General features: G+C 63.7%; 17 protein-coding genes. 5 read left to right on the top strand and 12 right to left on the bottom strand.

The window, feature by feature from the left end; translation table 11 throughout:
• Positions 1–4: 4 nt before the first annotated feature.
• The 7 genes from ACLEJW_RS14175 to ACLEJW_RS14145 all read right to left on the bottom strand — a co-directional run bounded on the left by ACLEJW_RS14175 (position 5) and on the right by ACLEJW_RS14145 (position 14,841).
• Complete coding sequence (locus ACLEJW_RS14175) at positions 5–1,198, bottom strand: acetyl-CoA C-acyltransferase (RefSeq protein ID WP_440777773.1); 1,194 nt, start codon at positions 1,196–1,198, stop codon at positions 5–7.
• 10 nt (positions 1,199–1,208) lie between these two features.
• The gene (locus tag ACLEJW_RS14170; protein ID WP_313297970.1) at positions 1,209–1,976 is read right to left on the bottom strand and encodes an SDR family NAD(P)-dependent oxidoreductase; all 768 of its coding nucleotides are present in this window, start codon (positions 1,974–1,976) and stop codon (positions 1,209–1,211) included.
• 13 nt (positions 1,977–1,989) lie between these two features.
• Positions 1,990–3,636 carry an AMP-binding protein gene (locus ACLEJW_RS14165; RefSeq protein WP_313297973.1) on the bottom strand — a complete coding sequence of 549 codons (1,647 nt, stop codon included), beginning with the start codon at positions 3,634–3,636 and terminating at the stop codon, positions 1,990–1,992.
• A gap of 125 nt (positions 3,637–3,761) precedes the next feature.
• Positions 3,762–8,213 carry an NEL-type E3 ubiquitin ligase domain-containing protein gene (locus ACLEJW_RS14160; RefSeq protein ID WP_440777772.1) on the bottom strand — a complete coding sequence of 1,484 codons (4,452 nt, stop codon included), beginning with the start codon at positions 8,211–8,213 and terminating at the stop codon, positions 3,762–3,764.
• Positions 8,214–8,322: 109 nt separating this feature from the next.
• Positions 8,323–12,834 (bottom strand): NEL-type E3 ubiquitin ligase domain-containing protein, encoded by a 4,512-nt coding sequence (locus ACLEJW_RS14155; RefSeq protein ID WP_440777771.1) that lies wholly within the window; start codon positions 12,832–12,834, stop codon positions 8,323–8,325.
• A gap of 63 nt (positions 12,835–12,897) precedes the next feature.
• Positions 12,898–13,920 carry an AraC family transcriptional regulator gene (locus ACLEJW_RS14150; protein WP_145188817.1) on the bottom strand — a complete coding sequence of 341 codons (1,023 nt, stop codon included), beginning with the start codon at positions 13,918–13,920 and terminating at the stop codon, positions 12,898–12,900.
• 54 nt (positions 13,921–13,974) lie between these two features.
• Complete coding sequence (locus tag ACLEJW_RS14145; protein ID WP_145188820.1) at positions 13,975–14,841, bottom strand: LysR substrate-binding domain-containing protein; 867 nt, start codon at positions 14,839–14,841, stop codon at positions 13,975–13,977.
• A 109-nt stretch (positions 14,842–14,950) separates the two neighbouring features.
• Between ACLEJW_RS14145 and ACLEJW_RS14140 the strand changes: the two genes are divergently transcribed.
• Together ACLEJW_RS14140 and phnX are read left to right on the top strand one after the other, a co-directional pair.
• Entirely contained in the window at positions 14,951–16,066 is a 1,116-nt protein-coding gene (locus ACLEJW_RS14140) for a 2-aminoethylphosphonate--pyruvate transaminase (RefSeq protein WP_440777770.1), read from the top strand.
• Positions 16,067–16,095: 29 nt separating this feature from the next.
• Complete coding sequence (gene phnX / locus ACLEJW_RS14135; protein ID WP_440777769.1) at positions 16,096–16,923, top strand: phosphonoacetaldehyde hydrolase; 828 nt, start codon at positions 16,096–16,098, stop codon at positions 16,921–16,923.
• A gap of 3 nt (positions 16,924–16,926) precedes the next feature.
• Here phnX and ACLEJW_RS14130 read toward each other — a convergent pair whose 3' ends face one another.
• Entirely contained in the window at positions 16,927–17,487 is a 561-nt protein-coding gene (locus tag ACLEJW_RS14130; RefSeq protein WP_145188828.1) for an NADPH-dependent FMN reductase, read from the bottom strand.
• A gap of 157 nt (positions 17,488–17,644) precedes the next feature.
• Here ACLEJW_RS14130 and ACLEJW_RS14125 point away from each other — a divergent pair, with 157 nt between their 5' ends.
• Positions 17,645–17,863 carry a hypothetical protein gene (locus ACLEJW_RS14125; protein WP_145188831.1) on the top strand — a complete coding sequence of 73 codons (219 nt, stop codon included), beginning with the start codon at positions 17,645–17,647 and terminating at the stop codon, positions 17,861–17,863.
• On the opposite strand, the gene ACLEJW_RS14120 is transcribed toward ACLEJW_RS14125, so the two are convergent.
• The 4 genes from ACLEJW_RS14120 to ACLEJW_RS14105 all read right to left on the bottom strand — a co-directional run bounded on the left by ACLEJW_RS14120 (position 17,847) and on the right by ACLEJW_RS14105 (position 22,279).
• A complete protein-coding gene (locus ACLEJW_RS14120; RefSeq protein WP_440777768.1) occupies positions 17,847–20,096 on the bottom strand; it encodes an Orn/Lys/Arg decarboxylase N-terminal domain-containing protein in 2,250 nt (749 codons plus the stop codon). The two genes, ACLEJW_RS14125 and ACLEJW_RS14120, sit on opposite strands and share 17 nt — an antisense overlap.
• Positions 20,097–20,174: 78 nt before the next feature.
• Complete coding sequence (dnaQ, locus tag ACLEJW_RS14115) at positions 20,175–20,930, bottom strand: DNA polymerase III subunit epsilon (protein ID WP_145188839.1); 756 nt, start codon at positions 20,928–20,930, stop codon at positions 20,175–20,177.
• A gap of 124 nt (positions 20,931–21,054) precedes the next feature.
• Positions 21,055–21,492 (bottom strand): ribonuclease HI, encoded by a 438-nt coding sequence (rnhA, locus tag ACLEJW_RS14110; protein WP_313298000.1) that lies wholly within the window; start codon positions 21,490–21,492, stop codon positions 21,055–21,057.
• Positions 21,493–21,505: 13 nt separating this feature from the next.
• Positions 21,506–22,279, bottom strand: coding sequence for a methyltransferase domain-containing protein (locus ACLEJW_RS14105; protein ID WP_145188845.1), 774 nt, complete (start codon positions 22,277–22,279; stop codon positions 21,506–21,508).
• An 83-nt stretch (positions 22,280–22,362) separates the two neighbouring features.
• On the opposite strand from ACLEJW_RS14105, the gene gloB reads away from it, so the two are divergent.
• Together gloB and ACLEJW_RS14095 are read left to right on the top strand one after the other, a co-directional pair.
• Positions 22,363–23,142 (top strand): hydroxyacylglutathione hydrolase, encoded by a 780-nt coding sequence (gloB, locus tag ACLEJW_RS14100; protein ID WP_440777781.1) that lies wholly within the window; start codon positions 22,363–22,365, stop codon positions 23,140–23,142.
• A gap of 100 nt (positions 23,143–23,242) precedes the next feature.
• Positions 23,243–24,673 carry a transglycosylase SLT domain-containing protein gene (locus ACLEJW_RS14095; RefSeq protein ID WP_440777767.1) on the top strand — a complete coding sequence of 477 codons (1,431 nt, stop codon included), beginning with the start codon at positions 23,243–23,245 and terminating at the stop codon, positions 24,671–24,673.
• Positions 24,674–24,759: the final 86 nt, after the last annotated feature.

Below are 24,759 nucleotides of genomic sequence, written 5' to 3'. Positions count from 1 at the left end.
CACCTCAGTACAGGCATTCAATGGCCATGGCCGTGGCTTCGCCACCGCCGATGCAGATCGCTGCGATGCCGCGGCGCAGCTTGTTCTGGCGCAAGGCCCAGAGCAAGGTCACCAGGATGCGCGCGCCCGAGGCCCCGATGGGGTGACCCAAGGCGCAGGCGCCGCCGTGGATGTTGACCTTGTCATGGGGCAAGTCGAAATGCTTCATGGCCGCCAAGGTCACCACGGCAAACGCTTCGTTGATCTCGAACAGGTCAACATCGGCCAGGCTCCAGCCGGTGCGCGCCAACAGCTTGTCGATGGCCCCGATCGGTGCAGTTGGGAACAGCGCCGGCGCGTCGGCGAAAGCCGCGTGGCCGTGAATCAGCGCCAGCGCCTGCAAGCCCCGCCGCTCGGCCTCGGAGCGGCGCATCAGCACCAATGCGGCGGCACCGTCGGAGATCGAGCTGGCATTGGCCGCGGTCACCGTACCGCCCTGGCGAAACGCCGGTTTGAGCTGTGGGATCTTGTCCAGACGCGCTTTGGGCGGTTGCTCGTCGCTGGCAACGACCCGCGTCTGTTTACCCTCGCTGACCTGCACCGGGATGATTTCATCGGTAAAGCGGCCGTGCTCGATTGCCGCCTGGGCACGGGTCAGCGAGGCAATCGCGAATTCGTCCTGGGTCTGGCGACTGAAACCCTCGGCCTGCGCGCAGTCTTCGGCAAACGTGCCCATCAGACGGCCTTTGTCGTAGGCATCCTCCAGGCCATCCATGAACATGTGGTCGATGATCTTGCCGTGGCCCATGCGATAGCCACCGCGGGCCTTGTCCAGCAGGTAAGGCGCATTGCTCATGCTTTCCATCCCGCCGGCCACCAGCACGTCGGCGCTGCCAGCCAGCAACAGGTCATGGCCGAGGATCGCTGCCTGCATGCCCGAGCCGCACATCTTGTTCAACGTCGTGCACGGGGTGTGCTGGCCGAGCCCCGCGCCCAGCGCCGCCTGGCGCGCCGGTGCCTGACCTTGCCCAGCAGATAGCACGCAACCGAACAGCAGCTGATCGACGCTCTGGGCATCGATACCGGCGCGTTCGACGGCGCCACGAATGGCTGCGCTACCCAGCTGCGCAGCGCTCAGCCTCTGCAAATCACCCTGCAAGCCGCCCATGGGCGTGCGCACAGCACTGACGATGACAATCGGATCATTGCTCAGAATCATGTTGTACTCCTTATCTGGCAGCCATGCGCAGCGCGCCATCGAGGCGAATCACCTCGCCGTTGAGCATGCTGTTCTCGATGATGTGGCGCACCAGCGCCGCGTATTCCTGCGCGCGCCCCAAGCGCGGCGGGAACGGCACCCCTGCGGCCAACGAGGCCCTGACCTCATCGCTCATGCCGGCCATCATTGGGGTTTCAAAAATGCCGGGGGCAATGGTCATCACGCGAATGCCGAACCGCGCCAGCTCGCGGGCCGCCGGCAGGGTCAGACTGGCGATCGCGCCCTTGGAGGCGGCATAGGCGGCCTGGCCGATCTGACCGTCATAGGCGGCGATCGATGCGGTATTGATGATGACGCCCCGCTCGCCGCCCTCGTCCCCAGTGCCCTCGGCCATGGCCGCTGCGGCCAGGCGCAACATGTTGAAGCTGCCGATGAGGTTGACGTTGATGACCTTGGAAAAGCTCAACAACCCGTGCGGCCCTTGTTTGCCCAGCACCTTCTCGGCACCGACGATACCGGCGCAGTTGATCAGCCCTTGCACAGATCCGAAGGCCTGCATGGCGGCATCAACCGCCGCTTGCGCCGCGACCTCGTCGCTGATGTCTGCCACCGCGAAATGGGCATTTTCGCCCAGCGCCTCGGCCTTGGCCTGGACGGCCGCCGCGTTGAGGTCGACCAGCATGACTTTGGCACCGGCCTCGACCAGCATCTGTGCGGTGGCAGCGCCAAGCCCTGAGGCTGCGCCGCTGACGATGAAATGTGCGTTCAAAATGTGCATGTGAAGGTTCCTGTCAGGCGCTGGCTGCGGTGGCTGGCTGCGCGTGTTGTCGGGCGATTTCCTGATTGCGCAGGATGAAGCGCTGCAGCTTGCCGCTCGGGGTCTTGGGCAGCTCGCTGACGAACTCGATTTCCCTGGGGTAGGCATGGGCGTAGAGGCGCTGGCGCACGTGCTGGCGCAGCGCTTCGGCAAGCTCGGCGGAGGCCGGGTGGCCTGCAGCCAGAATCACGAATGCCTTGATCACCTCGGTGCGCTGGGGATCGGGCTTACCGATCACTGCTGCCTCGATGACCGCGGGGTGCTCTATCAACGCACTCTCCACATCGAAAGGGCCAACCCGGTAACCGGAGGTGGTGATCACGTCATCACTGCGGCCAACGAAACTGATGCTGCCATCTTCATTCAATTCCACGGTGTCGCCGCTCAGGTAATAGCGGCCGACGAACGCCTTGGTGGGCAAGCCGAGGTAGCCGCCGAACCAGCACAGCGGCGAGCGGTCACGATCTACCGCGAGAATGCCTGGCTGCCCCGCTGGCAGCTCCTGGCCCTGCTCGCCCAGCACGACGATGCGGTGTCCGGGAATGGCGAAGCCAGCGGAGCCCTGGTGCACGGGATGGCGCAGGCCGTGGTGGTTGCACAGCACCATGCCCAGTTCGGTCTGGCCGTAATGGTCGTGTAGGGTCACCTGCAGTTCATCGGCGAACCAGCGAATGACCTCGGGATTCAACGGTTCTCCGGCACTGCTCACCACCCGCAGCTGCCCCTTGATCGCTGTCGAGAACGTGCTGCCCGCCGCGATCAGCAGGCGAAACGCGGTAGGCGAGCCGGCCAGGTTGGTGATGCCCAGCTTGGTGATCAGCCGGGCACAACTTTCGACTGAGAACGGCCCGTCGTAGAAAGTCGTGCTAAGGCCCAGCGACAGCGGCCCGGTGACCGCGTAGTACAAGCCATAGGCCCAACCTGGATCAGCCAAATTCCAGAAGCGGTCCGGCTCGCGCAGGTCGATGGCATCGCGCATGTAACCCTGGAACGCGACGATGGCCCGCAGCGGCACTTCAAGCGGCTTGGCAGGGCCGGTGGTACCGGAGGTGAACATCAACAGGAAAGGGTCATCCCCCGTGCGCAGCACCGGCTCGCAGTTTGCGTCGCAGCCATCCAGGCACTGCTGGAAATCCAATTCGCCGGGGCGGGCCTGGACGGTAACGATGATTGGGCAGGCGGTCACTTCATCGAGCTTGCCGCGATTATGGGCATCGGTGACCACCACGCGGGCAGCGGACTGCTGCAAACGATGCTCAATGGCCTTGGGACCGAACGCCGTGAACAGCGGCTGGTAGACCGCGCCAAGGCGCCAGGTGGCGAGAATGGTGATAAGCAGCTGGGGGGTACGAGGCAGCAGCCCGGCGACCCGATCGCCTGCGCGCACACCTTGCGCCTTCAGCGCATTGGCGAAGCGGCTGGACTGGCTCTTGAGTGCATCGAAATCGAGCTGCCCGCTATTGCCTTGTTCGTTCTCCCAGCGCAATGCCACCCGGCCTTGGCCGGTATGGCGGTCACAGCACTCGATACAGGCATTGAGCGCCCGCAGGTTGCCCTGCAGCGCCGCCGCCGCAGTCTGCTCAAGGTCGAAGCCCCGGGCGGCCTCGGTGTAATCGCGCATCGTCGCACTCCTGGTCTCTTGTTTTTGCAGTTGAACCATCGGTGCGACGATGTTCGCCCTGGCCAGCACAGGCGGCAATGGCCAAAGGCATCAATATGGATGACCGGTTTGGCCGCTGGCGCCAGTCAACCGGCGCGACGCTCCAGGACGTGGATGAAGCGCAGGCTCAGCGCCCGTTTCGCGGCGTCTCGTTGATCCTCCAGGTCGATCAATTGCGCCTGGTACTGCTGCTCCCCCAGTGCAGCGCGCTGCGCCAACAGGGCTTGGGCGCCTTGCTGGTAGACCTGCTCGATCGTGGCCAGGTCGGCGGCATAGGTTCGTTGCATAAGCGCCTGCCAGAAAGGCCGCTGCCCCAGATAGGCGACCAAGGCTGCCGGCGTCTCCGCCTCTCGCACCGCGCGACGTGCCGCCAGCAGTTGCTCGCTGGTGATGCGATTGAGATCGCTGACATGCATCGCCCGGGGTTGGCCTGGCAAGCCAAGCCATTGGCGCAAGCGCACGCGGTAGGCGAGCCTGATACCTGGCGCATCGATCACCTCGCGCCGCGCGTTGCGCGCATTGATGTCCTGCCTGGCCACGCGCTCGACCTGCTCGAGTCGGAACAAGCTGCGCCCAAGGTTGAACCAGCTGACGTCGCGGCTGCCGACCGGCTCGTCGGCAGCCAGCGCGCCGCTCTGACTGCGCAGTCGATGCACCAGCAACTGGCTGAAGCAATCAATGACTGCGTTGTCGTCCGTCGGACGCTGGCCAACCAGCCGCAGCATGGCGCTGCGCAGATTGTCATCGACATCGGCGGCAGCCAGCAGCGCCCATAATTGCTCGGTCATGTAGCCTTGAGTCCAGGCATAGTCGGCCAACGGCATCAATCGCTCAAGCAAATGGAGCAGATCGCCGCCGCCGGCTTGCGCCGACAGGCGCTGCCAGCGCACCGCGCGACCCGCCTGCGCCTGTTCGTCGGCTCCCAGCCACCAAGCACGCGTCTGCTCCGCGTCTGGGGTGTTGGCGGCGATCGACTCGGGCGCCTCGACGATGGTATCCAACGCCCGCAATGCCAAAAGATCTAGGCTCGGCAGCGGATTGTTGTCGACCAGCAACGAGCGGCGAAACTCGTAGGGCATCAGACGAATTTCAGCGGGCACTTCGGTCAATGCGTTGTCTCTCAGATCACCCTCTTCGAGGAACCCACACAACCACAGCCCCTCTGGCCACGTGCCCAGTTGGCAGCTGCGCAGGCCCAGGCGCACAAGATGAGGAAGGCGACTGTAGCTCATCGCGTACTGGCCCAGCGGGTTGTAGCTCAGGTCCAGGTGGGTCAGGCGTGCCAGGCTCTGCAGCGCAGCCAACGAAGCGGAATCCGGACGGATATTGTTGTGCCGCAGGTTCAGTTCCCGCAGTTCAGTGAGGTAACCAATCCCGTGCGGTATGCGCAGCAGATTGTTGTTGCCCAGGTTCAGTTCACGCAAGGCCGAGAATGCTTCGATGAAGCGCGAAGGAAGATGAGTGAGCCCGGTTTCATTAAGCACCAAGGCCGACACGTGGTTGAACTCGACCGACATCGGTATTTCCGGCAGGCTGCTGATCTGCAGGCCGAACAAACGCAAGCGTTGACCACTGTGTCGGCCTTGCCCATCGATCACCGGCTCAGCCTGTACTCGCCAGGCCCTGGCGATTTCTTCACGCACCCGCACCCGTAATGCACGCCGTGTTTCGTTCAGCTCGCTGCCCACCCACTGGTTCAAGGTACGCTGCAGCTGCATGTGGTCGTCCTGCACATCCAGCAGCACCTGATAAGCGCTACCGCGACTGGCAATCCGCCGCTCGATCTCCAGTTCGACCTGTGCCGGGGTCAGTCCTGGGAAATAGCGCAGCAGGATCGCCCGCAGCAGCAAGCTGGGTGTGCCGCTGCCAGCGCCACGCCCGCTCAGCGGATAACCGACTCGGCCATCGTCAAGCCGTCTGCCAGGGTTGAACCACTTCGGTTGCGGCGCCCAGTTCAGCAACTGCGCAAGGCCCTGGTGGGAGCTAGGCAACTGCGCCATTACCCAGCTCCGCAACTGACCGGCCGGGTCTGCGCCGGTGATGTCGAATTCGGCCAACTGTTGCGTCGATAACGCGGCGACGACTGCCCGGAACAGATCGCCGGCGTCATCGACCGCAAGCGTCAGGGCATGGCCCGCGGCATCGTAAAGCCAGAATCTGCCTTGGTCACGCACCAGCACCTTGGCCGCCTCGGTGACTGCATGGGCCACCACGCTCCCGATCAGACGCCCGGCCGCAGAACCTTCTCGAAGCTCCAGGTTGACGGAGGCCGAACCGCGTTGGGTCATGACCGCCAGCACCAATGCGCCGCTGTCGTCGCTGTAGGCATTGCTCAAGTACAAGCCTTCCAGGGCACGGTTGAGCCGGGCCACGCGCATCAGCGATGCCGCCTTGGTCGCCAGCGCCAGCGGCACTTTCTGCCCGGCAATCGCCTCGCGCCGTGTATGCGCTGATACATCATGCAGCAGCTCGCGGGCATAAGCCTCGGGCAGCGCCACAAAATCTCGACGCAGCAGCGTCAGCAAGGCGTCGTCCATGGGCGGCAGGCTCGCCAAGTGCTCGAACAGCGGCTCACGCAAGGCGGTCTGGCTGGCGCGCACATTGGCCACGCCCGTGCCCACCAGCGCTTGCGATTCACACCATTGCAGCAGCGGCAATTCGTCAACGGGCAACTGGCCGGCGCGCACATGTGCAAAAAAGCGCTCTACGCGCGCGTCCACTTCAAAACGGCGCAAGGTTTCGCGCAAATTGACCGGGGTGCGGCGGTTTTCCAACAGGATGCCACGCAGCTCATCCTCATCGACCCCGGCCACGTGCAGCATCTGTCGGACCCGCTGCAGGCTGGCCGGTGGGTGCTGCGGCCATAGCGTGTCGAGCATGCGCTGGGGATCGTCCCAGGCCTGCGGATGCTCGCGCAGCAGACGCCAGCAGCGCTCGCCGTTGTGCACCACCTCAGGCGCGTAGGCATCGCTGCGCAAGGGGTGGCGCACGCAATACGGCGCCTCCGGATCTGGTCGATGCACCTCGAAATAACGGCTGCCAGCGCGCATCCATTGACGCCCGCCCTGGGTGTACAACCCGTTGCTGCCCAACTCGAGCGATTCAGGCTGCGACTGGTAGGGCGTGAGGTCGCCTGACCACAATCGCTGCCCTCGCCCGCCAAGGTTCACGGGCTCCATCGCAGCGACCACCGCGTTACTCACCAGCACGCCAGTACCTGCGGTCGCGGCGCTGGCCAAAACGGTTTCAAGCACGTCGAACAGGTGTTGCAGCGCCTCGTGCTGATGCCCCTCGGCCAAATCGGCGAAACCCTCGTACACATCCGCTACGGTTTGCACCACCAATTGCCCAAGCAACATCGCGCCGACCACCGGCATGAACAACCCCGCCAGGTTGAGAATGCCCATGCCGACACTCTCCCAGTCCTCGATCCTCGCTCGCGCTGCCTTGGCGTCGGCCTGCGCGGTGGGTACCAGCAATAACCGCGCATCGTCTTTGACGCGCTGCACCTGCTCCTGGGCCAAGGCGCTGAATACCGACGCCGGCGGCACGCGGCCCAGCAGCTGCAGGTCGCTGCGAGGGTCACGCAGACGCAGGGCCAACGTGCGGATGAACGCAGGGCGCTGCTCGATGCCGATGAGTTGGCTGAAGAACTGGCGATAGCCAGCGTCTGCAAGCTCTGCCACCACGGCTCGCTGCATGGCAACGCCATTGTCGTAACGGCGCAGCGCCCTCACAGGGTCACCTGGCAAATACAGCACCACGGCCTTCTCGGCGCCAGCGCTGTCCTTGAGTGTAATGTACAGGCCATCGGCCACCGGGTGCCCCAGCACCTGCAACAGGCCGGGGTAGCTTCTCAGTCCGCTGGGCAGCTTGTCGGTGTCTGGCTCGGCGATCTCCCGCAACGCCAGCTCCTCATGGCCGCTAATCTCGCCCTTGAGCGCGGCGATCTTACAGGCCAGGCGAAAGCCCGCTTGCTTGTCTGCAGCCAGCGCCTCGATCGCCTCAGGCGTAAAGGTGTCATTCAACTGACCCTGGTATTGCTTGCCGACATCCAGCGTGCGACACGCCTGGACCAAATTGCCCACGTCGCCGGAAAGCACCTGGTCCTTGCCGGGCATGACCAGACCGGTACCTTGGTAGTAACTGGCCGTGGGCGCAAAGTTGCTCATCAGTTGCAGCAGGCCGTTGCGTCTGCGCTCGCCGTAGCCATAGGTGGGCAACGTCAGGTTAGTCAGGGTATCGAAGCTAGGCGTGATCTCCAGCCATTCGAGCGAACTGAACGGCACGCCATCGGCCAGCGGTGATGCCAGCAGCGTGCTCAATCGCTGTTCGGCATAGACCTGCAACGGCAGCAGTTGCGCGGTGTGTTGCCGCAAGCGCTGCTGACTTGCGCGGTGCGCCGCGAACAGCCCGCGCAACGCGGCGATTTGCGCTGCCGAGGCGCGGCTGAGCCAGTCGGGTAAACGGGCGCTGATGAAGTCTGTGGTGGCCGTCGCGATCTTCTCCTCGTTCGAGCGTTTTACTTGTGTGCCCATGTTTGGCTCCTGCGTTGTGCTGGCAAAACGCAGATGCTCACCCATGGGCATGGCCGTGGGCAGAGGGAATCGTGCAGCCTGAAGCGCCGATCAAACGCAGCAGCGCGCCTCAGTCATCGACGAAGCTCGCCAAGGCTTCGCGGGTCAGGCGCAGCGCCAGCACCTCAACCGCATCCTGGCGTTCGATGGCCAGTTCATTGGAGCTGCGCAGGTAGTCCACGCTGTCGAGCTGCGCCGACTCCAAAGTCTGCAGGCGCACCCAGAATGGCGCCTCCACCTCGCTGAACGCTTGGGCATGTTGCGCCCGCAGGCTTTCCAACCAGTATTCGCGCTGGCTGATATAGCGCGGCAATGCGTCGCTGGCCTGTGCCTGACGCACGGCGACGGCGGCTGCAGCCAACTGCTCGCGGGTCACCCCGGCGAGGGCCTGGAAGTGCATGGTGCGCGGTTGGCCCGGCAGATCGAGCTCGATAGCCAGGCCCGTGCGATAAGCCAGGCTTATCTCAATCTCATCGCCAGCGCGATTCTGCGCACGACGCACATTCATGTCTTCACGCGCGATCATTTCGACCTGATCGAGCCGAAACAGCTGCCTGGCCAGGCGCAGGCGCGCCCGCGTCGCCGCCGCTGGGTCGCTGGCGCGCAGGGCGTTGGCCACGTAGCGGCGTACCTCCAAGGTACTGAAGCAAGACGCGACGCTGTCCACGCAGGTGCGTGGATTGCTTGCCAGCGTGAACAGTTCCTCGCGCAGCTCTGGATCGTTGCCGGCATCTTCGAGCAAGGCCCAGACCCGTCGCCTGAGGTCCGCCGGGACACTGTGGAAATCCTGGGTGTCGACCAGTTCGGTCAGTAGCTGGAACAAGGGGCGACTGCCGGACTCGGCATAGAGCGCGTCCCAAAGTGCGGCCCGCTCGCCGCGTACCTGCCCGCTCGCCGTCTGCAACCAGGTGTTCCGGGCAGCGGTTACGGCGGCGTGCAGGTCTTCCACCGGCTCGACCAGGCTGGGAATTATGCCAAAGCGTCGGCTGAGTGCCGCTGGCAGCGGATTACCGTTGAGTACCAGTGCCCTGCGCCACTGCTCAGGCGCGTCGAGCACCGCCTGGGGCACGCTCGCCAGATGATTGTCGCGCAAATCGGCGATTTCCAGCTGCCCGCACCAGTGCAGGTCGGACGGTACATTGAGCAGGTTTGCGCTACGCAGGCTGAGCTCGCGCAATCGCGCCAAGGGCCGCAGATTGAGGCTTATGCTGCCTAGCGGATTGAAGCTGAGGTCCAGTACCTGCAAGCGTGTCAGCCTGGCCAACGTACCCATACCGGCCGCGCTCAAGGTGATCTGATTGCCGGCCAGGCGCAGGTTGCGCAGTTCGCTCAATTGCCCAAGCTCAGGCGGCACACTGGTCAGCGCATTATCGCCCAGGTTCAGCCAGCGCAAGCGGGTGAAGCTTCGCAAAAATCCTTCAGGGACCTGCTCCAGGCGCAATCCCGTCAGCGTGAGCTCGGCCACGTGGCTGAAGCTGGTCGCCAAGGGCAGGTGCGGCAGGCTGCGCAATGGCATGTCAGCCAGGCTCAGGCTCATGCCCTGGGGGATATCCCACTGATCGACGATGCGCTCGCCAATCAATTGCCAGTTGCGCCGCAAGCGCCGCGCTGCGCGCCGCCGCAGGGCAGTGGCTTCGCTGCCGCGGGCGCGCTCGATCCACAGCTCAAGCGCTTTTTTCAGCTCGCGGTACTCCTGCTCCTGCAGCAACAGGTTGCGATAGGCAGAGCCTGGACGTTGCAGCAGGATGTCCAGGTACTGCTGCACCTCCTGCTGGTCGAAACCTGGATAAAGCCCGCGGATTCGTGCACGCAACAGGTTCAATGGCGGGTGATCACCGGGCAGGCGCCCGCTGAGCAGGTACCCGATGCGCCCGTCGGCAAGCCGGCGCATCGGATTGGGCGCGACGCCTGCGTCTGGCTTGCCTAACAGCTGCAGCAAAGCCGAGCGCTGCGCGGGCAGCCAGGCCTGCAGGTCGCCACGCAGTTTTTGCGCAGCCTGAGGCCCCTCCCAACCGAGCCGGGCCCGCTCGGCTGCATCGAGGCATGCGAGCAATGCTTCGGCAAGCATGGCCGGCTCGTTCTGTTCGGTCGTAGCGCTGCCAGCCCCGATGTGTACCCTGAACCCACCCTCGGCGCGCACCAGCACCGTAGCCTTGCCCCCCGGCACAGGCGCGCGCAAGCTGGCGATGCGCGCGCCGGTTGCCGATCCCTCACGTACTTCCACGGCCGGGGCCAGCGGCCAGCGGCCCGGTTGCTCAAGCAAGGCAAAGATCAGCTCGAGCTGGTCGCCCCGTTGACAGCAGTTGAGGTAAAGGCCTTCACGCAGGCGCGTCAATTGCGCGACCTGCAGCAACTGCCGAGCCTGCTGCGCCACCGCCAGCGGAATGCGCCCATGGCTGCGCAGGCTGACGCGCTGCTCGAGCGTGATGCCCTTTAGCAAATGCACGGCATAGGGCTTGGGCAGCCCTGGGAAATCCCGCAGTACCAGCGCAAGCTGCGGATCATCGGCGACTGTCTGAGCGGTGAAGTGCTCGAACATCCGTTCACGCAGTGCAGGGGCCTGCTGCCCGATCGCCGCTCGCTGCGCGGGTAATCCAAGATCCTGTATGCCCAGCTCGTCCATGCACCACTGCCAGAGCTCGGTGTCGGGCTCGCCAATGCCGATCGCCGCGACGAAGCGATCGATCCTGGCATCCACGGCGAAGCGCTCCAAGGTATCGCGCAGCGCTATCGGCAAAGGACGATTCTCCACCAGCAAACCGCGCAGATAAACGTCATCGACGTCCGCCACGTTGAGTACCTGGGCTATCCGTTGCGCCTGCAATGCTTGCGCCGCTGGCCACAGGCGGCCCAGCAACTGCTCGACACCCTGCCATTCCAGGGGCCGTTCATGCTGCAGTCGCCAGCCTCGCTCGCCGTTGAACGCCAGCGCGGGACCATAGGCGGTGGGGTCCTGCACATCCACCAGGCGCCACCCACCCGCGAGCGCCGTGGCGCGCACGCGATAGTGCTGCCCCTCGTGCCGCCACCATTGTTCGACGCCGTCGCTAAGCAGGCCGTTATCGAGCTCAAGCAACATCGCCGGGGGATTGGCATCCTGATAGGCCGTGAGGTCGTTACGCCAGAGCCGCTGCTGGTTGGCATCGTTGACCACCGGCTCAAGCTCGGCGACCCAGGCACTGCGCTTGAAGGCGCTGGCGACGACCTTTGCTCCGGTCAGGACAGCAGCGTTGACTGCAACCGTTTCGGCAACGCCCAACGCGTGTTCGAGCGCTTCGTGCTGATGGCCCTGCGCCCAGTGGACGACGCCTTCGCACACCTGCGCGAGGGTTTGACGGACCATGTCGGCCAGTAGCAAGCCCCCGACCACAGGTGCAAAGGCGCCGGCCAGGTTGAGGATGGTCATGCCCACGGACTTCATCAAGGCCAGACGTTCGGCCGACTGACGGGCATCGGCATCGGCAGTGGGCACGACGACAAAGCGGGCATCGTCGCGAATCCGCTGCAGCCGCGCCCCGGCCAGCGACGCGAACCACTGCCCGGCAGGACCAACGTACGCACTCAGATCCACGCCGAGGTCAGGCTCGTCGTCGAGCAGCCGCTGGCTGAGCATTTCAAGAAACTGTGCCCTGTCGCGCAGTGCCACCCGTTGTACAAGGCGCTCGCGCTTGAGCGCGTCGTTCAGCCACTGCACCAGCAAGGTGTTGAGCGCGCCCCAGGTGCTCAGGTGGCGCACCGGCTGGTCGGGGTCATCGGCCATGCACAGCAGCACACCATTGACCGTGTTGCGCTTCACGGCACCCGTGAGTCCGGGTTTCCAGTCGCCGCTGAGTTCGATGACCATCAGCCCTGACAGACAGCTGTCCAGAATCTGCAACTCGCCATACCGAACAGTGGGACTTTGGCTGTGCTTGGGCAGGCGCCCTTGTCCCAGGTCACGCAATACAGCCACCTCTTGCGACGGCAACGCGCCGCGGGTGGCGGCCAATTCAGCCATCAGCACGAAGTTGCACCGCAGGTCCTCGCCCAATTCGGCTGTCAATGAGTCGGTGAACAGCCTTGCCAGATGCTGTTGATACTGCTTGCCGGCGTCGATTTTGCGACACAAGGACACGACCTTGGCAGCGTCCTTGCTCAGCACTGTCTCCGGGGTAGCAGCGGCTTCATCGGCGGGGTAAATCAAGGCAGTCTCGCTGTAGAACGACTCACCGTTCTTGAAATTCTGCATCAACACCTGCAGCGCCGGCACTGTCACGAAGTAACTGTCACCGCTGGGCAGTTCCCCTGGTTTGACGGTAAAAGTCCGCCGCTCTTCTCGCCAACAGGCTCGGGCCAAATCGATCGTCAGGCCCATGTCGCGCTTGATCGCCGCTTGCAGCAAGTCCTGCACGAAAGTGTGCAACGGCACGAGGCGCTCGAAAACCGCCTTGACCTTGCGCTGACTGGCCATATGGGCAGTGAAAGCCCGGCGCAGCGCAGCGATCTGCGCAGGCGGCGCCGTGGTCAACCAGCGAGGCAGGATCTCGCCGAGAAACTGATCCGTGGCATGTTCGATCTTGGCAGGCAATGTGGATCCAGGCATGACAGGTAACCCTCTGGGAAACCTGCGAAACTGGCTCATCGCGCGCCTTTCAAGCAGCGGGAATCAGTCACCTGCCTGCTGCGCCAGCATCAACGTCCGGTAGTGCCCTGGATTACAGCCGAACCACTTGCGGAATGCTTTGTAGAACGAGCTGGTGTCGGCAAAGCCCAAGCGCTCGGCGACCTCGCTCGTACTCAATTCGGGGGCCGCCAGCCAGGCGATGGCCAGCTCTCTGCGCACGCTGTCCTTGAGACCCTGGAATGTCTGCCCTTCGTCAGCCAAGCGCCGGCGCAGGGTCGAAAGCGAAAGGCACAACGTCTGCGCCAGACTGTCGGCGTCTGGCCACTGGCTGGGCGGTTGATGCGACAAATCGTGACGTATGCGCCGGCCCAGGCTAGCGGGGTCACGGTACTTGACCAGAATGTTGCCAGGCGCTTCGGCCAGGAAGCGCTGCAGTTCTTCCTCGCTGCGCCGCAGCGGCAGATCGAGGCAATCGGCCGCAATGATCATGCGACTGCGTGGCCGGTCGAATTGCAGGTTTTCCGAAAACATCACCCGGTAATCATCACAGAACGGCGGCTCGGCACAGCGCGACTCGATGGCCAGAATAGGGATCCGCCTGCCCGCCAGCCAACACGCAACACCGTGCACGATCATCCAGAAGGTGAAGTAGGTGAACGCCCGTCGCGGCGCCTCCTGCGGTTCATCGATCACCACCTGCGCCAGGCTTTGCTGGCGCACAAGAGCCGGCTGCAGGTCCTCGAGCATCAGTGCCAGAAACGCCAAGGCGGTTTCAAGGGCCGCGCCCAGGGTAGGCTGGGCCATGCTCGCCCGGCACATGAATGCCAGGCTGCCGCTGCGCAGGCCACGCGGGTCCATGGCGAAGAATTCATCGTTGCAACGGCGCGCCAACAGTCGCCAAAGCCTGGCATAGGCTTGGGCAGTGACGCGCGCCTCTGGCCATGCCAATGCCTGCCCGTCGATCCCGGCACGCGCCAGCAAGCCCATGTCAGCGTCTGCACCTGGACAGGTTTGCAACAGCGCCTCGCGCACCAGTTGCATGGAGATGGTGTCTTTCTCGCTCATCGATGGCCCTATCGCTCCATTGCCGGCCATCTTAGCCGGCCCTGCTGGCAGACGTCAGCATGCCTCGCTCGCCAGGCTCAGAAACGCCTGGATCACGCGCAGTTCCCGGCGCCGCTCAAGGCAGGCGAGCCAGTGCTGGTTGACCAGCCCCTGCCCTGCCAATGGCCGTGCCACCAACCGCGGATCGTTGGCGATCTCGGTCGATGAAACCACGCCGATGCCCAACTGCGCGGCAACCGCTTCGGTCACCGCTTCGCGGCTGTCCAGCTCCAGCAGCACGCGCGGCTGCACTGCGGCCTCGGCGCAGGCCCGATCGAAAGTGATTCGAGTGATGGAGCTCGGCTCGCGCATCACCATGACCTGCTGATCGAGCTCAGCCAGGGACAGATCGCCCTGGCCTTGGGCCAAGGCATGGCTGGCCGGCAACAGCGCGCATACCTGTGACTGGCACAGGCGCTGCAAGTGCAGGCCGTTACGCGGCTCAACGTCGGTCAGCACAGCGACATCGGCATGCTCGCCGAGCAGCGCCGCCAGGGTGTCCTGGGCATTGCCCAAACGCAGATTGACGGTCACGCCTGGGTAGCGTTGGCGCAGCCGGGCCAGAATCGGCATGACCCGATGCGGCCCGTCGGCGGCCACTTGCAGACACCCGGTCAGCAATTGGCGATTGGCTTCGAGCATGGCCTGGGCCTCATCGGCCAGACCGAACAGCGCCCGGGTGATCGCAGCCAGACGAGTGCCTTGTTCGGTGAGTTCGACCCGCCGCGCAGTGCGCCTGAGCAAGCTCACCTGGTAATGCGCTTCCAGTGCCTTGACGTGCCCGGTCACCGCCGGCTGGCTGATGAACAACCGCGCAGCCGCGCGGGTAAAGCTGCCCTCGCGGGCCACGGCGTCGAAGGCACGCAACTGAAACAGGTTCATCGGCATCGGCCTGACTTATGGCTGGGATCGGAACAAGCAATTTGATTGATGAACCGCGCGATTGCAACCTGTGCCCTCGCTTGCGCTTACCGCTTGAGGGCTATCTTCGATGACTATCACACCGATTCTGCTGACCCCAGGACCGCTCACCACGTCACTGCGCACCCGCCAGGCCATGTTGACGGACTGGGGCTCCTGGGACCGCGACTTCAATCAACTGACGGCCAGCGTCTGCGAGCAGTTGCTGGGCATGGCCGGCGCCAGCAGCAGTCACCATTGCGTACCGCTGCAAGGCAGCGGCACGTTTGCCGTGGAAGCGGCAATCGGTACATTGGTGCCGCGCGCGGGCAAGGTCCTGGTGCTCATCAATGGCGCCTACGGTCAGCGCCTGGCGAAGATCTGCAGCGTTGTGGGCCGTCGTTTCAGCACGCTGCAAAGCGCCGAGGACCAACCCATCAGCGCCGCCGAGCTCGAACGCGTGCTCGCAGCCGACGCAGCGTTCACCCACGTGGCGCTGATCCACTGCGAAACCAGCACCGGCCTGCTCAACCCGCTCAGGGAGATCGCCGCTGTGGTCGCGCGCCACGGCAAGCACTTGATCGTCGATGCCATGAGTTCATTCGGCGCGTTGCCGCTCGATGCCCGACATATCCGCTTTCAAGCGTTGGTCGCAGCCTCGGGCAAATGCCTTGAAGGCGTGCCCGGCATGGGGTTCGTGCTGGCCGAGAAAGCGGCCCTGGCAGCTGCCGAAGGCAACGCCCACTCACTGGCCATGGATCTGCATGAGCAGCAGGCGTACATGGCGAAAACCGGCCAGTGGCGTTTTACCCCGCCGACCCATGTGGTGGCGGCCTTGCATGCAGCCCTGCAGCAACATGCCGAAGAAGGCGGGCAACCGGCGCGCTTGCAACGCTACGCCCGCAACTGCAAGACCTTGCTCGATGGCATGCAGGCGATCGGCATACGTAGCTTTCTGCCGGCGCATGTCCAGGCGCCAATCATCGTCACCTTCCGCGCCCCCAGCCATCCACGCTACCGCTTCGATGATTTCTACCGGCGGGTCAAGGCCAAGGGCTTCCTCATCTATCCGGGCAAGCTGACCCAGGTCGACACCTTTCGCATCGGCTGCATGGGCTGCATCGATGCGGCCGCTGGGAACGGTATGCAGGCTGCGGTAGACGCTGTGGCCCAGGTGCTAGGCGATATGCGCGTGCTCAACAGCTGATTATGCAGTTGCAACCCTTGGAGGCCACCATGAACTACAGCAATCCCCGTCAGCTTCAAGCCGTCATCCTCGATTGGGCCGGTACAGTCATCGACTTCGGCTCTTTCGCCCCGACCCAGATCTTCGTCCAGGCGTTTGCCGAGTTCGGCGTGCACCTGAGCCTGGACGAGGCGCGCGGCCCCATGGGCATGGGCAAGTGGGATCATATTCGCGCCCTGTGCAACCTGCCGCACATCGCCGAGCGCTACTGCAATGCAGTCGGCCGCAAGCCCTGCGACGACGACGTGACCGCCCTCTACGAGCGCTTCATGCCGCTGCAGATCGAACACATTGCCCAGCACTCGGCGTTGATTCCCGGAGCATTGGACACCCTCGATCGCCTGCGCCAGGCTGGCCTGAAAATCGGCTCGTGTTCGGGCTATCCGAAAGTGGTGATGGACAAAGTCATCGAGCTGGCGGCGCGCCAGGGCTACCGCGCCGATTACGTGGTAGCCAGTGATGAAACCCCCAATGCTCGCCCCTGGCCTGCGCAAGCGCTGGCCAACGTCATCGTCCTGGGGATCGACGACGTGGCAGCCTGCGTGAAGGTAGACGACACCGTCCCAGGTATTCTCGAGGGGCGGCGCGCCGGCATGTGGACCGTGGCGTTGGTTTGCTCGGGCAATGCCCTGGGGGTGACATGGGAGACTTATCAGGCGCTGGGCCGCGAGCAGCTGCAACGGGAGCGGGCGCGCATCCATGCGCAATTCGCAGGCTCACGGCCGCACTATCTGATCGACACCATCAACGATCTGCCAGCGGCCATCGCCGATATTCAAAGGCGCCTGGCCAGAGGCGAGATGCCGCAAGCCTGCTGAACCTCAAACCGCGCGGTTGAGCTTGACCCACGAGGCGAACTTGTCGATGAAACCTTGCAGGAAGGGCCGGGTCTTTTCGCTGAGTTTGCCATTGTCGTCGAACAGGTTGGCCGCACCGCCGATGTAGGCTTCGGGCATTTGCATGCACGGCATGTCGAGAAATACCAGGGTTTGGCGCACATTGTGGTTGGCCCCGAAGCCGCCAATGGCCCCCGGCGAAACGCTGGCCACCGCTGCCGGCTTGCCGCCCCAGGCGCTTTGCCCATAGGGCCGCGAGCCCACATCGATGGCGTTCTTCAGGCAGCCCGGGACCGAGCGGTTGTACTCGGGAGTCACGAACAGCACGGCATCGCTGCGACGGATTTCATCACGAAACCGCTGCCACGGCTCGGGCGCGCCCTGGGCCTCGACATCCTCGTTGTACATCGGCAGGTCGCCGATCTCGACAATCTTCAGGGCAAGGCTGGACGGCGCCAGCTCCGAGAGTGCGCGGGCCACCTTGCGGTTGTAGGAATCCTTGCGCAAGCTGCCGACGACGACCGCTACCGAATACACCTGGCTCATGGCGATTTCCAACCTTTGCTGGGAAAAGGGACGTGTTAGTTATAGATGACCGTTCCTCGGCGACTTGGTTTTTTTTCCGAGGTATTAAAACTTCCCTGTAACTCGGACGGTCTATCTATTCAGACATTTCCTACGTAATTCAGAGGTTTTCCCCCAAATGGCAGCAGTAATGGTCGGCCAATTTCACGCCCGTGACGCCGAAGGCCGTATCTATCCCGTCCACGAGTTTCAGGAATCCACCCTGCAGGCGGACGGCAGCGCAGTCGGCGCGCCGATCACCACCTACCGCCTGGCCATCGGCGACCGCGTCAACCACCTGGGTGATAACCGCTTCGAACTGGCCCAGACGGGCGTCGAGATCATTCGCATTCCTTGATGCAATCAACGGTGTACTGGCCATGTTGATACTGCAGGCCATGCACATCGGCCACGAAGCCTGGGAATTCGCTATTGAAGGCGCGGGCGAAAGCCAGATAGTCGAGAATCGAGCGCGTCTGCTCAGTGAAGCGTTCACCCGGCATGATCAAGGGGATGCCTGGCGGGTAAGGCACCAGCATCACCGCCGACACTCGCCCGAGCAATAGCTCGATCGGCACCGCATGCACGTCCCCGCGTACCATCCGGTCATAGGCGTGCGCCGGGCTTGTCGCGACCTCTGGCAGGCGGGTGAACAGGCGTTTGAGCTGTTTGGCAGTGGCATTGCTGCGATAGCACTCATGCAGTTGATCGCACAGCTCGCGCAGCCCCAGCCCTTGATAGCGCTGCCCATCCACGGCAACGATACTGGGCAGGCAGGTACTGAGCAGGGTATTGGCCTGGTAGTGGCGCTTGAACTCGAGCAACTCGGTCAGCAGGGTGCTCCACTTGCCCTTGGTAATGCCCATGGAGAACAGCACCAGAAAACTGTACAGGCCGGTTTTCTCCACCACCAAGCCACGCTCCCAGAGAAACTTGCTGACCACCGCTGCCGGCACACCTCGCTGGTCCAAGATCCCGCCGGCGCTCAGCCCTGGCATGACCAGCGTGACTTTCAGCGGATCGAGCAGCGCGTAGTCCTCGACCACTTCGCCAAAACCATGCCAGGGGTCGTCCGGTTGCAGCAGCCAATCCGCTGCGTCCTGGCGCTGGGCGCCGTCTGCAGCCGGTGGTTGCCAGATACTGAACCACCAATCCTCGGCCGCGATGTGTTCGCGCAAGTTGGCCAATGCCCGGCGGAAACTCAGGGCCTCGTCGAACATCTCCTGCAACAACGAACGCCCCGCCGGTCCTTCCATCATGGTCGATGCCACGTCCAGCGAGGCAAGGATGCTGTACTGCGGCGAGGTGGAGATATGCATCATGAACGCTTCATTGAAACGGTCCCGGTCCAGCTGACGCAATGCGCCATCCTGCACATGGATCATCGACGCCTGACTGAACGCCGCCAGCAGCTTGTGGGTGGAATGGGTGCTGAACACCAGCGGGCTGCGTTCGCCGCGCGCAGTGCCCATGGCATAACGCCCTTCGAAGAACTCGTGGAAGGCGGCATAGGCGAACCAGGCTTCGTCGAAATGCAGCACCTCGACACTGTCGCCCAACGCCTGTTTGATCATGCCAGCGTTGTAGCACAGCCCGTCATAGGTGCAATTGGTCACCACTGCCAACCTGATCCGCCCCTCGCGCCCCCTGGCCAGCGGGTTGGCCTGAAGCTTGGCCTGGATCGAAGCGGGGCTGAACTCGCTCAAGGGGATAGGCCCGATGATGCCCAGTTCGTTGCGTTCCGGGCACAGGTAGATAGGGATCGCACCGGTCATGATGATGGCGTGAACCACTGACTTGTGGCAGTTGCGATCGACCAGGACCAGGTCGTCGCGACCCACCATGGCGTGCCAGACGATCTTGTTGGCGGTGGAAGTGCCGTTGATCACGAAAAAGCTGTGGTCGGCGCCGAAGTTGCGCGCCGCACGGGCCTCTGCCTCGGCCAGGGGGCCGGTGTGATCGAGCAGCGAGCCTAGTTCGGGCACTGATACCGAAAGATCCGAGCGCAAGGTATTTTCACCGAAAAATTGGTGAAACGCCTGACCCACCGGGCTTTTGCGGTAGGCCACGCCGCCGCCGTGGCCGGGGGTATGCCAGGAGTAGTTGGACTGGGCAGTGTGCTGCACCAGCGCCCTGAAGAACGGCGGGAGCAGACCGTCGAGGTAATTGTGCGCGGCCCTGGCCACCTGGCGTGCCAGAAACGGCACGGTGTCTTCGAAGAGGTACAGAATGCCGCGCAATTGGTTGAGCTCGCCCATGGCCTCGGCCGGTGCGTTTTCCAAGGTCACTTGTTCGCCCAAGGCGAAGATCGGCAGGTTGGGTGCGCGCAGATGGGCCAACGCAATCAGCTCGGCCATGTTCTGCAACAGATGCAGGTTGTCGCCCACCCCCTCAGCGGCGATCAGCATGCACGCCAGGCCATGATGCGTGGTCGCGACCAGCCGGGCCTCGGTATGCTCGGCAGCCTTGATGACGGCAAAGCCGTCCTGGATCAGCTCATCGGCGATGGCGCGGATCCGCTCACCTGCGACGCTGTCGCTCTTGATCGCGCGGTGGACGATGAGGATCGGGAACTTGAGGTCCTTGTACATCAGCCAGCTACCTTTGCCGGACACGTTGTCCTAAGGGTAGTAGCCCAACTGCCGCGTGGGCTTTTTCTGACGCCGTTATCAGCCCGCCGTGGCTTCGCTCAGGGCCTGCCACAGGGATGGGCCGCCTGCCGACTTGGCCACTGCCGCCAGCCGCTCGGCATGCGCCTCGAGTTCCTCGGCGCTGGCCAGGATCACCCGCCCCGGTGCCCGTCCGACAATGCGCCGGATCTCGCTGCCACCACTGCCCTGCCCTTCGTTGTCATCAGCGCCTTGACCTGCCAGCGACAGGCTGGTCTGGCCACCGGTCATGGCCAGGTAGACGTCGGCGAGCAGCTCGGAGTCGAGCAGCGCGCCGTGCAACTCGCGACCCGAGTTGTCGATGTCGTAGCGTTTGCACAAGGCATCGAGGCTGTTACGTTGCCCAGGGTGACGGGCACGCGCCAGCAGCAAGGTATCGAGGATGGTGCAGTGGTTGGCGATTTCGGCGCGGTCAGCCTGACCGGCCAGGGCGAACTCGTTATTGATGAAGCCTACGTCAAACGCCGCGTTATGAATGACCAGGGTAGCGCCTTGGATGAACGCGAAGAATTCTTCGGCGACATCGGCGAAACGCGGCTTGCCAACCAGAAACGCATCGGTGATGCCGTGAACGTTGATCGCGCCTTCATCGCTTTCGCGATCCGGTTGCAGGTAGACATGGAAATGCCGGCCGGTGAGGCGTCGACCGATGACTTCGACACAGCCAATCTCGATGATCCGGTGTCCTTCGCTGACAGGCATACCGGTGGTTTCGGTATCGAGAATGACGAACCGTTTATCTTGCTGCTGCTCCACGCCAGGCACTCCAACTTACATCGAGGGCGCGCATTATAGCGCGTTCGGCGCGCTGCAAGGGGCAAGCTGCAAGCTGCAAGCAAAACCAGCGCGCCGGCAGTTCGACTTGCCGCTTGCTGCGGACCTATCGCAGTTCAGCGACGCCGCGGTTGGCCAGTTGGTCGGCGCGTTCGTTGCCGGGGTGGCCGATGTGGCCGCGGACCCACTTCCAGGTGACCTTGTGGCGATTGACCTGCTCATCCAGCAGCTTCCAGAGATCGGCGTTCTTGACCGGCTCCTTGGCTGCGGTTTTCCAGCCGCGCTTCTTCCAGTTGGCCATCCACTCGTTGATGCCTTTCATCACGTACTGCGAGTCCGTGGTCAACACCACCTCGCATTCGCGCTTGAGTGCCATCAGGCCCTGGATCGCCGCCATCAACTCCATGCGGTTATTGGTGGTTTCGCGCTCGCCGCCCCACAATTCCTTCTCGACGCCCTTGCAAACCAGCAGGACACCCCAGCCGCCCGGGCCAGGATTGCCCTTGCAGGCGCCATCGGTATACATCTCGACGCTATCGCTCATGTACCACTCTTGTTCAGTGCTCTTCGGTGTCTGGATGAACGGCCGTGCGATTGACCTTGGCCAACGGCAGGGGGAGCAGCTTGCCCATCGGCTCGCGGCGTTCCTGGCGCAACGGCCGCAGGCCAACCACCATCTTGCGCGCCACCAGCAGGTAGACCCCGCCGCCAGCGCTCTGCCAGCCACCGGCCAGCCGTTCCCATCCGGCCAGGCGTTGCTGCCAGGCAGGTGAGGCAAGCGGCGGACGATAGCACCCGAAGCGGCGTTTCTCCAGCGCAAAGCCCAGCAGGTTCAGCCAATCACCTACCCGTGACGGCGGAATGCAACGCGCCTTGCGCAGCGCACCTTGGCTGAAGCAGTGGCGAACACCCCAACCGCTCCAGGGATTGATACCGACGATCAGCAGGTGCCCGCCCGGCCGCACAGCGCTGGCCGCCTCGCGCAGCAGGCCATGGGGCGACAGGCTGAAGTCCAGGCCGTGCTGCAGCACCACCACGTCGGCCGCGTGCTCCCCCAATGGCCAGGCCTGCTCTTCGCAGACGATCTCGACCCCCGGCAACGGCGCCCCGAGGCGCACATTGCGTTGCACGCGCGGTGCGGTAGGGGGCGCTTCGGCGCACGGGCCGTAGTGCACGAGGTAGCCGCCGAAAAAACGCCCAAGCTCTTCTTCGAGCAGTTTCTCCTCTTCCTTGAGCATCAGTTGGCCCAATGGGCCACGGAACCACTCACGGGCCAGGCTGATCAGCTCAACCCACTGCGGGTCGGCCTGGGCAAAGGCTTGGTCGGTCATACGCTCTCCCTCGAGGTTCTCGTACCACGCCAAGGCGGCTAAGATGCCTGCATGTGCCACGCCAGGCGATACGGATCCGCACCATGATACAGATCGATGCTCTACCTGCTTTCTCCGACAACTACATCTGGTTGTTACAGGATACTGCCAAACGCCGCTGCGCGGTGGTCGATCCTGGCGATGCCAGCCCGGTGGAGAGCTGGCTGCAGGCCAACCCCGGGTGGACACTCGACACCATCATGATCACTCACCACCACCATGACCATGTCGGCGGCGTCGAGCGTCTCAAGCAACTGACCGGCGCGCATGTCTGCGGTCCGGCCAACGAGCAGATCCCGGGGCGCGACCAGGCGCTGGACGACGGCGATCAGGTCACGGTGCTCGGCGTCACATTCCAGGTGTTGGCCGTGCCCGGCCACACCTTGGGCCACATTGCCTATTACAGCGACCAGCCAGCAACACCGCTGCTGTTCAGCGGCGACACCCTTTTCGCTGCCGGTTGCGGGCGCATGTTCGAAGGCAGGCCCGAGCAGATGCAGCCTGCCCTGTCCCGCTTGGCTGCGCTGCCTGAGCAGACCAAGGTGTACTGCGCCCACGAATACACGTTGAGCAACCTGCGCTTTGCCAAGGCCGTGGAGCCGAGCAATCGCCACATACAGCAACGCTTCGACGAAGTCACTCGACTGCGCGCCGAGCAGCGCATTACGCTGCCGTCGACCATCGGCCTGGAACGCCTGACCAACCCCTTTTTACGTACCGCTGAAACATTAGTTAAACAAAAAGCAGACGAATGGAAGGGACATTCAAACGACTCGCAGGTCACTGTTTTTGCTGCTTTGAGGTCTTGGAAAGACAGCTTCTGATAACCTCAAGATATATCGCAATGGGTTGTCAACGGTTGACCCGGCCGGGTGCGGTTTCTAGAATCGCCGAAATTTTTTGCCCGGATACCTGTCTCAGCCGATGTCTTCCAGCAGCCGCAGAACCGCTCATTCAGTCGCCCTGACGCGCCTGGCCCAAGTCAGTGCGCTGGCGCTCGCCGCCACCCTGGTGGGCTGCCAGAGCACCCGTCAGGTCGAGGAAACCGACAGCGTCCGCGCGCACAGCTACCAGGCGCGGATCAAGCACAAGCCCGCGCCGCTGGTGGTCAAGGTCGCCGACCAGCCGCCGCAGGATGTCTGGGAACGCATGCGCCGGGGCTTCGCCCTGCAGGACAGCATCGACGTCAATCCGCGTATCGAGCAGCAACGCCTGTGGTTCGCCAGCAACCCATCGTTCCTGGAAAGCGCGGGCGAGCGCGGCAGCTTGTACCTGCACTACATCGTCGAGCGCCTCGAAGAGCGCGACATGCCGCTTGAACTGGCGTTGCTGCCGGCCATCGAAAGCGCCTACAACCCGATGGCCTATTCGCGCGCCAGCGCAGCCGGCATGTGGCAGTTCATGCCAGCGACCGGTCGCCACTTCAACCTGCGCCAGACCAACTTCTATGATGGTCGCCGCGACGTCACCGCCTCCACCAATGCCGCTCTGGACTACCTGACGCGGCTGCATGACATGTTCAACGGTGACTGGATGCTCGCACTGGCGGCGTACAACGCCGGTGAAGGCACGGTCAGCCGGGCCATCGAGCGCAATGAAAAGCTCGGCCTGCCAACCGATTACTGGAACCTGCCGCTGCCCCAGGAAACCCGCGACTACGTGCCCAAGCTGCTGGCCCTGTCGCAGGTGGTGCTGACGCCGGAAGCCTATGGTGTGAACCTCACCCCCATCGCCAACGAGCCGTACTTCGAAGCGGTGGCGATCAACGACCGTCTTGACCTGTCGCGGGTTGCCGCCTTCGCCAATATCGACGAAGACGAGCTGCTCCAGCTCAATCCGGCCTTCAAGAAGCGCATGACCGTCGACGGCCCGAAGCAGCTGCTGGTGCCCACGGCCAAGGCGCAACTGCTCAGCGCCAGCCTGTCCAACCTCAAGCCCGAGCAACTGGTCAGCCTGCAACCGAACAAGGCCGTGTTCGCTCGCGCCGTGGCCGAAAGCCGCGCTCCGGCTACGGCCCGCAGCTACCGCGTCAAGCGTGGCGACAACCTGAGCACCATCGCCAAAGCCAACCGAGTGTCGGTCAAGGACATCCAGCGCTGGAACAAGCTGCCCGGCAACCGCCTCAAGGCCGGCCAGGTATTGGCCCTGCGCGGTGGCAATGCGCCAAGCGCGGCAGCCAATCGAGTCGCGGCCGCTGGCAAGCGTTCGACACAATACAAGGTTCGCAAGGGCGACTCCTTGTATCTTGTAGCCAAACGTTTCAATGTGGAAATGCAGCACCTCAAGCGCTGGAACCCGCGCAGTGGCCACGCGCTCAAGCCGGGCCAGACCCTGACGGTCTACCTGGGGCATTAAGGCGCAGGGGCTGCTTGCAGCCCCTCTCTTTTTCCATACCCGCCAAGCTGTTACTGTACGCCGATCAAAGCCCAACGCCTCTGGAT

It is taken from the genome of Pseudomonas sp. SMSB3 (assembly GCF_052041965.1).
Classification (GTDB): domain Bacteria; phylum Pseudomonadota; class Gammaproteobacteria; order Pseudomonadales; family Pseudomonadaceae; genus Aquipseudomonas.
The sequence above is the reverse complement of the archived record's forward strand: the minus strand, read 5'-3'. Positions and strand labels throughout refer to the sequence as shown.